General features: G+C 68.2%; 11 protein-coding genes. 9 read left to right on the forward strand and 2 right to left on the reverse strand.

What is annotated here, in order from left to right:
- The first annotated feature begins 4 nt into the window (after nucleotides 1–4).
- The 5 genes from kdpC to AC1DK9_RS11290 are packed head-to-tail and all read left to right on the forward strand — an operon-like array spanning nucleotide 5 to nucleotide 6,401.
- Nucleotides 5–631 carry a K(+)-transporting ATPase subunit C gene (gene kdpC, locus AC1DK9_RS11270; RefSeq protein WP_476915975.1) on the forward strand — a complete coding sequence of 209 codons (627 nt, stop codon included), beginning with the start codon at nucleotides 5–7 and terminating at the stop codon, nucleotides 629–631.
- A 12-nt stretch (nucleotides 632–643) separates the two neighbouring features.
- Complete coding sequence (locus AC1DK9_RS11275; RefSeq protein ID WP_476915976.1) at nucleotides 644–3,319, forward strand: DUF4118 domain-containing protein; 2,676 nt, start codon at nucleotides 644–646, stop codon at nucleotides 3,317–3,319.
- Nucleotides 3,316–3,990 (forward strand): response regulator, encoded by a 675-nt coding sequence (locus tag AC1DK9_RS11280; RefSeq protein WP_476915977.1) that lies wholly within the window; start codon nucleotides 3,316–3,318, stop codon nucleotides 3,988–3,990. The genes AC1DK9_RS11275 and AC1DK9_RS11280 overlap by 4 nt, the downstream gene beginning before the upstream one ends.
- Nucleotides 3,991–4,020: 30 nt before the next feature.
- A complete protein-coding gene (locus AC1DK9_RS11285) occupies nucleotides 4,021–4,623 on the forward strand; it encodes a DinB family protein (RefSeq protein ID WP_476915978.1) in 603 nt (200 codons plus the stop codon).
- Nucleotides 4,624–4,634: 11 nt separating this feature from the next.
- A complete protein-coding gene (locus tag AC1DK9_RS11290; RefSeq protein WP_476915979.1) occupies nucleotides 4,635–6,401 on the forward strand; it encodes a sensor domain-containing diguanylate cyclase in 1,767 nt (588 codons plus the stop codon).
- Between the two features lie 14 nt (nucleotides 6,402–6,415).
- Here the strand turns inward: AC1DK9_RS11290 and AC1DK9_RS11295 are convergent, their stop codons facing one another.
- Nucleotides 6,416–7,549: an acyl-CoA dehydrogenase family protein gene (locus AC1DK9_RS11295; protein ID WP_476916100.1), complete on the reverse strand. Its 1,134-nt coding sequence runs from the start codon at nucleotides 7,547–7,549 to the stop codon at nucleotides 6,416–6,418.
- Between the two features lie 341 nt (nucleotides 7,550–7,890).
- On the opposite strand from AC1DK9_RS11295, the gene AC1DK9_RS11300 reads away from it, so the two are divergent.
- The 4 genes from AC1DK9_RS11300 to AC1DK9_RS11315 all read left to right on the forward strand — a co-directional run bounded on the left by AC1DK9_RS11300 (nucleotide 7,891) and on the right by AC1DK9_RS11315 (nucleotide 11,386).
- Nucleotides 7,891–9,618, forward strand: a complete 1,728-nt coding sequence (locus tag AC1DK9_RS11300) for an AMP-binding protein (RefSeq protein WP_476915980.1) — start codon at nucleotides 7,891–7,893, stop codon at nucleotides 9,616–9,618.
- A gap of 2 nt (nucleotides 9,619–9,620) precedes the next feature.
- Complete coding sequence (locus AC1DK9_RS11305) at nucleotides 9,621–10,127, forward strand: MarR family winged helix-turn-helix transcriptional regulator (RefSeq protein ID WP_476861160.1); 507 nt, start codon at nucleotides 9,621–9,623, stop codon at nucleotides 10,125–10,127.
- A gap of 59 nt (nucleotides 10,128–10,186) precedes the next feature.
- The gene (locus AC1DK9_RS11310; RefSeq protein WP_476915981.1) at nucleotides 10,187–10,615 is read left to right on the forward strand and encodes a DUF1761 domain-containing protein; all 429 of its coding nucleotides are present in this window, start codon (nucleotides 10,187–10,189) and stop codon (nucleotides 10,613–10,615) included.
- A 138-nt stretch (nucleotides 10,616–10,753) separates the two neighbouring features.
- On the forward strand, nucleotides 10,754–11,386 hold the full coding sequence (locus AC1DK9_RS11315) for a class I SAM-dependent methyltransferase (RefSeq protein ID WP_476861162.1): 633 nt from the start codon (nucleotides 10,754–10,756) through the stop codon (nucleotides 11,384–11,386).
- A 62-nt stretch (nucleotides 11,387–11,448) separates the two neighbouring features.
- Here AC1DK9_RS11315 and AC1DK9_RS11320 read toward each other — a convergent pair whose 3' ends face one another.
- Complete coding sequence (locus tag AC1DK9_RS11320; protein WP_476915982.1) at nucleotides 11,449–12,036, reverse strand: hypothetical protein; 588 nt, start codon at nucleotides 12,034–12,036, stop codon at nucleotides 11,449–11,451.
- Between the last annotated feature and the right edge of the window lie 31 nt (nucleotides 12,037–12,067).

Consider the following 12,067-nt stretch of genomic DNA (forward strand, 5'->3'; position numbering starts at 1 on the left):
CCCCATGAACTCACTCACTGGCTATCTTCGCCAGGCCGGAACGGCCCTGCGCTTCCTGTTCTTCGCCACTTTGGTCCTCGGCGTGGCCTACCCCTTGGCCGTCTTCGGCATCGGACAGCTCATCGCCCCCTCCCAGGCCAATGGCTCGATCATCCGGGACGCCGGCGGCGCCCCGGCCGCGTCGGCCCTGATCGTCCAGGCTGGCGCCGACAAAGACGGCGTCCAGGATCCGCGCTGGTTCCATGCCCGGCCCTCGGCCGTGAGCTGGGACCCGACGACGTCGTCGGCCAGCAACCTCGGCCCCAATGATCCCAAGCTCCTGGCGGCTGTGAAGGCCAACCGGACCGCCGTTGCCTCTGCCGAAGGCGTCAGCGAATCCGCGGTCCCGCCCGACGCTGTCACCGCCAGCGGCTCCGGACTGGACCCGGACATTTCCCCGGAATACGCCAGGCTGCAGGTGCGACGCGTGGCGGCGGCACACGCCCTGAGCCCTGACGCTGTGGCATTGCTCGTGGAGCAGCACACCAGCAGCGGTTTAGCCGCTTTCCTTGGCCAGCCGTCGGTCAATGTGACGGCCTTGAACTTGGCAGTTACTGCCGCCTCGCCGACATCGCCGGCACAGCCCAAATGAGAGAATGACGGCATGGCACGTGGAACGCTGCGTATTTTCCTAGGGGCAGCGCCTGGGGTTGGCAAGACCTACGAGATGCTCGAAGAAGCGCACCGGCTCAGCAAGCGCGGGGCGGACGTCGTCGTTGCGTTTGCCATGGACCACGGACGCAGCGAGACCCGCGCACTGCTCCAGGGCCTCGAGGTTATTCCGCCCAGGCGGCTGCCCTACCGGGGTACAGAATTTGAGGAAATGGACCTTGACGCCGTTCTGGCCCGGGCGCCCGAAACAGCAATCGTGGATGAGTACGCCCACTCCAATGTGCCCGGCAGCCGCAACTCCAAGCGGTGGCAGGACGTGGACGAGCTGCTGGACGCGGGAATCGATGTCCTTTCCACCGTCAACATCCAGCATCTCGCGTCGCTGGGCGATGTTGTCAGCGCGATCACGGATGTCCACCAGGCGGAGACTGTGCCCGACGACGTCGTCCGCCGGGCCGATCAGATCCACCTCGTAGATATCTCCCCTGAGTTGCTGCGGCAGCGCCTGGGCGACGGCAAGATCTACGCTCCCGAAAAGATCGACGCGGCTCTCTCGAACTACTTCCGTTTGGGAAACCTCACCGCGCTGCGGGAACTGGCGCTGCTGTGGCTGGCCGATCGTGTGGATGAAGGCCTGGCCAAATACCGGGCAGAACAGGGCATAGAGGAGAGTTGGCCGGCAAGGGAAAGGATTGTGGTGGGGCTGACCGGCGGTCCTGAAGGAGAGGTCCTGATTCGCCGCGGTGCCAGGATCCTCAACCGCGTGAACGGTGGTGACCTGCTCGCGGTGCACGTCCGAGTGGCAGACGGGGTGGCCAATGAGTCCCCGCAGGCGCTCGAAGCCCAACGCCATCTGATCCAGGACCTCGGTGGAAGCTACCACATTGTGACGGGCGAGGACCCTGCAGGGGCGTTGCTGGATTTCGCCCGGAGCGTCAATGCCACCCAGATCGTCGTTGGCATCTCCCGTCGCAAGAAGGTGTCCGCCCTGCTGGAGAACCTGCTTGGCGGAGGCGTCGGCACGCGGGTGGTTCGGGATTCCGGCGACATCGACGTGCACATGGTCTCGCACCCGCTCGGCGGGCGTGGCACATTGCCGTCCCGCCAGCGCGATCTGGGCCGCGTCCGGGTGACGGTGGGATTCGTCCTAGCCGTCGCGCTGCCGGCCGTACTGCAGCTCATCCTGCTCTTCCTCAACCCGGAACGGAACGTGGCCACCGTGATGCTGGTCCAGCTGAGCGGGTCGATCGCTGTGGCCCTAGTCGGGGGTCTCTGGCCGGCCATCCTCGCCGCGCTTTGGAGCAGCCTCCTGGTGAACTACTTCTCAACCCCGCCGGTAGGGAACCTCACCATCAGCGATCCGCAGAACCTCTTGGCCCTGCTGGTGTTTGTGGGTGTTTCGGCGGCGGTGGCCGTCGTCGTCGACCTGTCCGCCCGGCGCTCCAAGGAGGCCGCGCGTGCCCGCGCGGAAGCCACCACCCTAAGCGACCTTGCCCGGAGTGCGGCCGGTTCAGATGACATGCTCCATGCCCTCCTGGCGCAATCGCTGGGCGTCTTCCAGGTCCGCGGGGCCGCCGTCTTCAGCCTCGACGATTCGGGAGGAGATGCCGGCCCGGCTGGCGCAGCTGATCGGCGGTGGCGCCTCACGGGCGCGGCCGGGGAACTTTCCGACGCCGACACCGAACGCGGCGGTGTCAACGGCGAGAACATCGAGGAGATTGATGCGTCCACACGCCTCGTACTGTACGGCCGGATCCTGCCGGCAAGCGATCGGCGCCTCCTTGGGGCCTTCGGAGTCCATCTTGCCGCCCAGCTGGAGCGCCAGCAGCTCGTCGCTAGCCGCCGGCAGATGCTTCGCCTCGCCGAAAGCAACACCATCCGCACGTCCCTTCTTCGCGCAGTTTCCCACGATCTCCGGACGCCCTTGGCCGGCATTAAACTTGCCGTGGGCGGCCTGCGACATGACGGCGCACGGTACACGCCGGACGAGCGGCAAGAGCTGCTGGCAACTATCGAGGAGTGCTCGGACCGCTTGGATGCCCTCGTCGGCAACCTCCTCGATATGTCCCGGATCAGTGCCGATGCCGCCACCCCCCAGCTCCGGCCGGTGCGCTGGTACGAGGTGATTCCGGACGCACTGCGTGCCGTGCCGAAGGGGCGCGTCCGCGTCGAATTGCCTGCCAACATGCCCGAGGTGGATGCGGACGCCGGCATGCTGGAGCGCGTCATAGCGAATATTGTCGAAAACGCAGTGAAGTATGCCCCGGATTCGGACATTGTGCTGGTTGGGGCCGGAGGCGGCCTCAGCCCAGTTGCCCTTGATGGACGTCCTGCCGGGGAACTACGCATTATTGATCACGGCCGGGGAGTCCCGGCAGAAAAGGTCGTGGAAATGTTCCGGCCGTTCCAGCGTCTGGACGACGCACCGCAGACAACAGGTATCGGCCTCGGCCTGGCCGTTGCGAAGGGCTTCACGGACGCCATGGGCGGAAGCCTGACCGCCGAGGCGACGCCGGGCGGGGGCCTGACCATGGTCATTCGGCTTCCGCTCTCCACCGGCGCGCCGTTCGAACTACGCCACCAGCAGTCGCCGCTGGAACCCCAGTCGGCCGTGTCGCGCCGGAGTCGTTCACTGCCGGCTGCGGCGTCCCGACCGGACGCCGGGTGACCGCCGTCCTGGTCGTCGACGACGACCCGCATCTGCTCAGGGCCCTGCGGATCACGCTGCAGGCGCACGGCTACGACGTGACGACTGCGGCGGACGGCCACTCGGCACTCCTGGCGGCCAGCCAGCAGCCGTTGGCACTTGTCATCCTGGACCTCGGCCTCCCGGACGTGGACGGAACCGCCGTGATCCGGGAACTGCGCACCTGGAGCCAGGTTCCGGTGCTGGTACTGTCGGCCCGCCATGGCTCGGACGACAAAGTCCAGGCGCTGGACGCCGGCGCGGACGATTACATCACGAAGCCCTTCGGGCTGGACGAAATGCTGGCCCGGATGCGCGCACTGCTGCGCCGAAGCGCCGACCCGGACCACGAGCCGGTAGTCACCACCGATGCCTTCACCGTGGACCTCGGCAAGCGGCGGGTCACGCGCGACGGCGAGGACATCCGCCTGACCCCGACGGAATGGAACATCCTGGCGGTGCTGGTCCGGAACCCGGAGAAGCTCATCACCCAGCAGCAGCTGCTCTCCGAGGTGTGGGGCCCCGCCTACGCCAAAGAAACCAACTACCTCCGCGTGTACATGGCACAGCTGCGCCGCAAGCTCGAACCAGACACCGGCAATCCCCGGCACCTGCTCACGGAAGCCGGGATCGGCTACCGTTTCCTGCCCTGACCGCGCGGGCCGGCCGGTAGGATGCCGGGCATGGACCAGAAGGAAATTCTGCACCGCTACCTGCGCCTGCGCCGAGCCGAGCTGCTGGCCAAGCTGGAYGGACTGGATGAGTACGACGTCCGCCGGCCGATGACGCCCACCGGCACCAACCTCCTGGGCCTGGTCAAGCACGTCGCCAGCGTCGAAATCGGCTACTTCGGCGAAGTGTTCGGCCGGCCCCACGGCCAGTCACTGCCCTGGCTGGAGGAGGACGCAGAAGCGGATGCCGATCTGTGGGTGGCCCCGGGCGAGACACGGGAGCAGATTGTGGAACTGCACCACGCCGCGGCTGCCCACAGCGATGCCACCATCGCGGCCCTTCCGCTGGACGCACCGGGCGAAGTTCCCTGGTGGGCCGCAGACCGCCGGCACGTCACGCTGCAGCAGATCCTGGTCCACATGTGTGTCGAAACAGCGCAGCATCTGGGCCATGCCGACATCCTCCGGGAACTCATCGACGGGGCGGCCGGAAAGGGGCCCGGGGATCCAAACCTGACGCGGCGCAATGCCGCGGATTGGGCTTCGCACCGGGCCCGCATCGAGGCGGCCGCCAAAGCAGCCTCCCCGGTTTCTCGTGAGGCGCCGCCGCAATAGATACTGGGGCAATGAATATTCACAGCGCTCTCGCCCGGGAGAACGCACGGCAGCTCCCGCTGCCTGAGGTGCCGGCGCAGATGCGCGCGGTCCTCAACGGCATTCCGGCGATGGTGGCCTACTGGGACTCCGAGCTGCGCAACCGGCTGGCCAACGACGCCTACCGTAACTATTTCGGAGTAACCCCGGAGCAATTGCACGGAATCCACATCCGCGATTTGCTCAGCCCCACCGTCCTTGAGGCCAATTCACCGTTCATTTCCAAGGTCCTCGACGGGGAGCCGCAGCTCTTTAAGCGCACGCTGACGGACGATGCCGGCGCGACGCGTTTCGCCGAGGTCTCCTACATGCCGGATGTGCGCGAGGACGGCACCGGCGACGTCCAGGGTTTCTTCGTGATGATCACGGACATCACCGAGCGGGTGCTCGCCGAACGCCGCCAGCAGCAGGACACGGACCGGTACCGGGCCCTGGCCCGCAGCGTCCCCGGCGTCTTTGTGCTGCTCTTTGATTCCGAGCTGCGCTACCTGATCGCCGAAGGCCAGGAGCTCGAATCCTTCGGCTACCGTTCCGCGGAGCTGGAGGGCCGGAACATCCACGAGGTGCTCGACGGCGCTCTCGCCAACGAGCTGGAGCCCCGCTACCGCGCCGCCCTCGCCGGCCAGGAGGTCTCCTGGCACCGGCGGATCGGCCCGCGGACGTACCGGCTGAAGGCAGGGCCCGTCCACTCCGACGACGGCACCAACGCCGGCATGGTGGTGGCCGTGGACATCACCCACCGGCTCCAGCAGGAGCAGACGTGGGCGGCGCTGCACGAGATCGCCACCGCCGTCGCCCGCAACGCCGCCCCCGCGGACATCTCGGAGCAGGTCGCCTTCATTGTGCGGGATCTGTTCAGCGTCGATTCCGCCGCCGTCGTCCGTTTCACCGGCGCTCTGTCGGCGGAAATCGTGGCAATGGCGCCGGCGCTGCCGCCCACCCTGAGCCGCGAGCATGTCTTTTCCCCCACGGACAACTCTGCCACCGTCCGCGTCGCGGTCACCGGAAAACCGGCCCTGGTGGTTTACGGCCCGGAAGGCGGTCCCGCCGCCGAGCAGATGCAGGCCGGAGGCTTCCAGTCCGCGGCTGCCGCCCCGGTCAGGGTCCACGGCAGCCTGTGGGGCGTCGTCACCCTGACCTCGAAGACCCGCACGGGCGTCAACGAGGAAATGCTGGAACGGCTGGCTCAATTCGCGGAACTAGTGGAGATCGCCATCGGCAACACCGAGGCCCGGGCGAGCCTTGAGCTGCAGGCCACCACGGACCAACTCAGCGGCCTGCCCAACCGGCGCGCCCTCGAGCAGCACCTCTCGCACGAGATCGAACTGGCGGTCTCACGCGGCACGAGCTTGAGCGCCGTCGTCCTGGACATCGACCACTTCAAGAAGGTCAATGACACCTTCGGCCATCTCATGGGCGACGAGGTGCTTGCGGATGTCGCGGCACGGCTCCGCGGCGTCGCCCGCCAGGACGAGATCGTGGCCCGCTTTGGCGGGGAGGAATTCGTCTGGCTGCTGCCGGGGACGGACGGCGCGGAGGCGCTGCTCGCGGCGGAGCGGGCGCGCAACGCCATTGAGGCGGAGCCGTTCGGCGAGGCCGGCTTCATCACGGTCTCCGCCGGCGTCTGCGAACTGCGGGACGCCGGCAGCCACAGCCTGCTGGCCTGCGCGGACCGGGCGCTGTACGCAGCCAAGCACGCCGGACGCAACCGCAGCGAGCGCTACGGCGCGGCCGGCTGAGGGATGGCGCGTCGTTAGACGAAGGCGGACTTCCCCGTCACGGCCCGGGCCACGATCAAGGAGTTAATCTCGTAGCTGCCTTCGTAGGTGTAAAGGATCTCGGCGTCGCCGAAGAGCTTGCCCATCTCGAAGTCGGTGCTGATCCCGTTTCCGCCCAGCAGCGAGCGCCCCATCGCCACGGAGGCCCGGGCCAGCCGGGTGGTGGTGGACTTCGCCATGGCTGCCTGCACCATCTCCAGCCTGCCCTCCTGCTGGATATGGGCCAGCTGCGCCATCAGCGCCAGCGAGACGCTGGCGTTGCCCAGGATCTCGGCCAGCTGCTGCTGGACGAGCTGGAAGCGGGCCAGTTCCTTGCCGAACTGCCTGCGTTCCAGCGAATACGCCCGGGCGACGTCGAAGGCGGCCAGCTGGATGCCCGCGGCCTGCCAGCCCACCCAGGCGCGCGAGTCGCGGAGCAGTTCGTTGGCACGGGAGAAGTCGGTGGCGCCGGGCAGCAGGTTGGACTCCGGGATGCGGACCTCATCCAGGACGATGTCGGCGTTCTGCATGATCCGCAGGCCGATCTTGTTCGCGATCTTGGTGGCGGTGTAGCCGGGCCGGTCGGTCTCCACGATGAAGCCCTTGATCTGCTGGTCCGCGACGTCGCGGGCCCAGACCAGGGCGAAGTCGGCGATGGTGCCGGCGCCGATCCAGCGCTTGGCCCCGTTGATCACCCATTCGCCGTCCTCCAGCCGGGCCGTGGTGGACAGCCCTCCGGCGATGTCCGAGCCGTGGTCCGGCTCAGTCAGGGCGAAGGCTCCGAGCTGGGTGAAGGCGGTGAGTCCGGGCAGCCAGCGGGCCTTCTGTTCCGCCGAACCGAGCTCATCGATCATGCCGACAATCAGCTCGTTGTGGATCCCCACGAGGGCCGAGAGGGACACATCGGCGCGGGCCACCTCGACATACATCAGCCCCTTGAAGAGCTTGGAACTGCCATCCGTCTGCAACCCGCCCAGGCCGTGCTTGCCCAGCTCGGCCAGCAGCCCGAAGGGGAACTCCTCGCGGTTCCAGAAGTCGATCGACGCTTCGCGGATCCGGGCCTGCAGGAACTCCCGGATCTCCTGGTAGCGCGCCCGCTCATCCGCGGGCAACAGGTCCACGATATGCATCAGGTCCGCATCCGGAAACGGCGGCAGTGCCGACGCCGGAGCTGAGGCACGGACAGGGCGTTCCCCGACGCTGTCCGCAGAGCCTTGCGCAGCGCCTTCCACGGCAATATCGGGGCTTGCCGCTGCCTGGGCGGCGGTCTGGCTGGCGGCACTTCCTTGTGACTGCACGGGCACGTATCCCTTCGTAATGTGCCGCGCATCGGCGGCAACATCGACTCTTCCAAACCCTTGGATGTCCTAGTATATTGCACAGTGATATTGATCACTAGGGATGTGGATCACTTGGCCAGTGGCGGCCGGCACCCGGCCGCCCGGCCGCGACCGGCTGCGAAAGGTGCACAATGACCGTCACTGAAGAATTCCGTGCCGCGAGGGACAGGCTGCTGGCGCTGCGGGGAGACTACGCCGCCGCCCGGCAGGAATTCGAATGGCCGCGCTTCAAGGAATTCAACTTCGCCTTGGACTGGTTCGACCAGATCGCGGCCGACCCCGCCAAAGCGGACAAGCCGGCCCTGGTGATCGTGGAGCAGGACGGCACAGCCACGCGGCGCAGCTTCGCCGACCTCTCCGCGCGGTCCGCCCAGGTGGCCAACTGGCTCCGGGCCCAGGGCGTGCGGCGCGGGGACCGGATGATCATCATGCTCGGCAACCAGGTGGAGCTATGGGAGCTGATGCTGGCCGGCATCAAGCTGGGCATCGTGATGATCCCCACCACCACGCTGATGGGACCCGCCGACCTGCAGGACCGGGTGGAACGCGGCGGGGCCAACTGGGCCGCCGTCGGGAGCGCCAACATCGACAAGTTCAGCGGCGTTCCGGGCGACTACACCCTGATCGAAATCGGCGCGGACGCCGACGGCGGCACCTCCGCCCTGCGCTACGCCGACGCGGCCGGGGCCCCCGCGGAGTTCACCCCGGACGCACCCACCCTGGCCGATGAAACCCTGCTGCTGTACTTCACGTCCGGCACCACGTCCAAGGCCAAGCTCGTGGAGCACACCCACACCTCCTACCCCGTGGGCCATCTGTCCACCATGTACTGGATCGGGATCGAACCGGGAGACGTGCACCTGAACGTGGCCTCGCCCGGCTGGGCCAAGCACGCCTGGTCCAACGTGTTCACGCCGTGGATCGCCGAGGCCTGCGTCTTCATCTATAACTACGAGCGCTTTGACGCGAAGGCGCTGATGGAGCAGATGGACCGCGAGCGGGTCACGAGTTTCTGCGCCCCGCCGACGGTCTGGCGGATGCTGATCCAGGCCGACCTGACACTGCTGACGAACCCGCCCACCAAGGTGGTGTCCGCCGGCGAACCGCTCAACGCCGAGGTGATCGACCAGGTCAACCGTGCCTGGGGCCAGACCATCCGGGATGGCTTCGGCCAGACCGAGTCCACGGTGCAGATCGCCAACACCCCGGGCCAGCCGATCAAGATCGGCGCGATGGGCAAGCCGCTGCCCGGCTACGACGTCGTCCTCGTGGACCCGGCCACCGGCGAGGAGGGGGACGACGGCGAGCTCTGCCTGCGCCTGGACCCTCGGCCGGTCGGACTTATGAAGGCCTACTACGGCGATCCGGACAAGACCGCCGAAGCTTTCCGCGACGGCTACTACCACACCGGCGACATGGCCAGCCGGGACGAACGCGGCATCATCACCTACGTGGGCCGGGGCGACGACGTCTTCAAGTCCTCCGACTACCGGCTCTCCCCGTTCGAGCTGGAAAGCGTGTTGATCGAGCATCCGGCGGTGGCGGAAGCCGCCGTCGTCCCCTCCCCCGACGCGCTCAAGCTGTCCGTCCCCAAGGCCTTCGTGGTCCTGGCCGCCGGCCACGAACCGGGGCCGGAGCTGGCCGAGGACATCCTTCGCTATTGCCGCGAGCACCTGGCGCCCTTCAAGCGGATCCGCCGGCTGGAGTTCGCCGAGCTGCCCAAGACCATTTCCGGCAAGATACGGCGGGTGGAACTGCGGCACAACGAAGAGCTGCGCCACGGGGCCGGCGGCGTTCCGGAGGGACTCGGCACGGAGTATTCGGAGGCGGACTTTCCCGGCCTGAAGGGGCAGGGCTAGGCATGGGCACCCCGCTGCCGCGTGATCCGATTGCCGACGCCCAGCGGAACTGGGAACGGCACGGCTGGGCCGACGTGGCCGCCCCGATGGCTGCCATCACGGCCATCATGCGGACCCAGCAGATCCTGCTGGCCCGGATCGAAACAGCGCTCAAGCCGTTCGGGCTGACGTTCGCGCGCTATGAGCTGCTGGCGTTGCTCAGCTTTGCCCGCAGCGGGGCGCTGCCGATGAACAAGGCGAGCGCACTGCTCCAAGTGCACCCGACGTCGGTGACCAACGCCGTCGACAGGCTGCAGGAGGCCGGGCTGGTGCTCCGCTCCCCGCATCCCACCGACGGGCGCACCACGCTGATCGAGCTCACCTCGGAAGGGCGGACGCTTGCCAAGCGGGCGACGGCGGTACTCAACACGGAGGTCTTCGGCCAATCCGGCTTCGAAGACCAGGAGGTGGAGCAGCTGATCCGCATCCTCGGCAACTTCCGGCGCAATGCCGGGGACTTCAGCGGCTAAGCCGTACACTTCGTTTGCGGGGCCGTCGGCCGGACGGTCCCGGAGCTGAGGAGAGTCCCATGATTCCGGAGATCAACATCTGGGCGGTACTGCTGGCCACGCTGTCCAGCATGGTGGTGGGGTCCGTCTGGTACACGCCCAGGGTGTTCGGCAACTACTGGATGCGCGTCGCCGGCGTCACCCCGAGCGGAGACGCCAAGGACGCGGTCAAGCCCATCCTGATCACCTTGTTGGTCAGCCTGGTCAGCGCCTGGGTACTGGCCGGCTCCGCCGCCATCTCGCAGCACTTCTACGGCGGGAACTTCCTCGCCAACACCCTGGTCACCGCCCTCATCCTGTGGGCCGGCTTCACTGCCTCCCGCTTCATCACGCACGACGCCTTTGAGGGCCGCCCCGCGGGCCTGACCGTGCTGAACTGCGCGCACGAACTGGTAACCCTGATGGTGATGGCCGTGATCATCGGCCTGTTCGGGATCAGCGCCGCCTAACTGCTCCCGTTCCGGGCCCCGCTCCGGCCGTGCTCCGGCCCCGGGCGCAGGGCAGAAAGGCTTGCACGTCGCCACATGCTTAAACTGGATTGGCGGCCAGGACCTCTGCCGTGACGACCCGCCCGCGAGGAGAGCCGCATGGATTTCGACGAATCGTTCTGGGACGAGCGGTACCGCCAACACGGCGAGCACGGTGCGGTGTGGAGCGGACAGCCCAACGCCCAGCTGGTCGCCGAAGCCGCCGACCTCGTGCCCGGTTCCGCGCTCGACGTCGGGGCCGGCGAAGGGGCGGACGCCGTCTGGCTCGCCCGGCACGGCTGGCGGGTAACCGCGGTGGACATCTCCTCGGTGGCGTTGGCCCGGGCAGCCGCCGCGGTCGAGGACGATCCGGCGGCCGCAGCGCGGATCACCTGGCAGCACCAGGACCTGACGGCCTCGCCGCCGCCTGCCGGAACGTTCGACTTGGTCTCCGCCCAGTACCTGCACCTGCCCGCCCCGCAGCGCGACGGCGTCTACAGCCGGCTCGCTGCATCCGTGGCGCCTGGCGGGATGCTGCTGATTGTGGGCCACCACCCCTCGGACCTGGAAACCACCGTGCGGCGGCCCTCGGCGCCGGGGCTGTTGTTCACGGCCGAACAGATCGCAGCGGAGCTGGACCCGGACGAATGGGAGATCGTCACCTGTGCCTCCAGGCCGCGGGAGACCAGTGATTCCGACGGCGCCCCGGTAACCGTCCACGATTCAGTGCTCCGCGCCCGCCGCCGGGCCTGACCGCACCCCGCGCCTGACAGGACCGCGCCGGGCCTGACCCGACGGCGGCATCACCGGCCGCCTTACCGCCGGGCTCGCAGCCGTTCGCGCAGCCCGGCGGCGAGACCGGCAATGGTCAGCAGATCGAACAGGCCCCCGCCGATCGCGACAAGCCGCCGGTGCTTTACGCCGGCGAGCCGGAGCCGCAGGTGCACCCGGGTCCCGGCCGCCGTGTCCCCGGCGTTCCCGTTCGCGCCGTTCCCGTTCGCCGGAGCCGGCCGGAGCACGATCGCCCAGATGATGGCCAACGCGCCGCGCTGCGAGCGGTGGACGAGTGCCCGTGGCGGGTCCACCTCGACGATCTCAAACGTGGCATCACGGCCGCCCCAATCCGCAATGACGTCCCCGGCGGCAAGGCCCTGAAGCGCCGGGTCAACGTGCCGGAGGGCCCGGCGGCGGGCCGGAATGAGGGCTTCCGCCCAGCCCGGCAGGTACCAGCCGGACCGTTCCTTGCCGAGCTGAACGATCCACGGCCAAACGTCGCCGGGCGGGGCGGGCAGGCCGAAGCCGCGGTCCATCACCACGTCCGGAGCCGGGACCAGCCCGTCGCCAGGGAGAACGGCCCGGACCTCCTCGGAGGTTGCGTCGACGCCGAGGAAACCCGTGCGCATGGTCGCTTTCCCGCCGGAATCGTGACGCCGC

Source organism: Arthrobacter sp. 01T414, from assembly GCF_056398965.1.

Excerpts from the sequence above, each read along its gene's own strand:
- AC1DK9_RS11315 (WP_476861162.1), top strand. The coding sequence starts at position 10,754 with ATGGATTTCGACGAATCGTTCTGGGACGAGCGGTACCGCCAACACGGC.
- AC1DK9_RS11295 (WP_476916100.1), bottom strand. The coding sequence starts at position 7,549 with ATGCATATCGTGGACCTGTTGCCCGCGGATGAGCGGGCGCGCTACCAG.
- AC1DK9_RS11275 (WP_476915976.1), top strand. The coding sequence starts at position 644 with ATGGCACGTGGAACGCTGCGTATTTTCCTAGGGGCAGCGCCTGGGGTT.
- AC1DK9_RS11290 (WP_476915979.1), top strand. The coding sequence starts at position 4,635 with ATGAATATTCACAGCGCTCTCGCCCGGGAGAACGCACGGCAGCTCCCG.
- AC1DK9_RS11300 (WP_476915980.1), top strand. The coding sequence starts at position 7,891 with ATGACCGTCACTGAAGAATTCCGTGCCGCGAGGGACAGGCTGCTGGCG.
- AC1DK9_RS11305 (WP_476861160.1), top strand. The coding sequence starts at position 9,621 with ATGGGCACCCCGCTGCCGCGTGATCCGATTGCCGACGCCCAGCGGAAC.
- kdpC (WP_476915975.1), top strand. The coding sequence starts at position 5 with ATGAACTCACTCACTGGCTATCTTCGCCAGGCCGGAACGGCCCTGCGC.
- AC1DK9_RS11320 (WP_476915982.1), bottom strand. The coding sequence starts at position 12,036 with ATGCGCACGGGTTTCCTCGGCGTCGACGCAACCTCCGAGGAGGTCCGG.
- AC1DK9_RS11310 (WP_476915981.1), top strand. The coding sequence starts at position 10,187 with ATGATTCCGGAGATCAACATCTGGGCGGTACTGCTGGCCACGCTGTCC.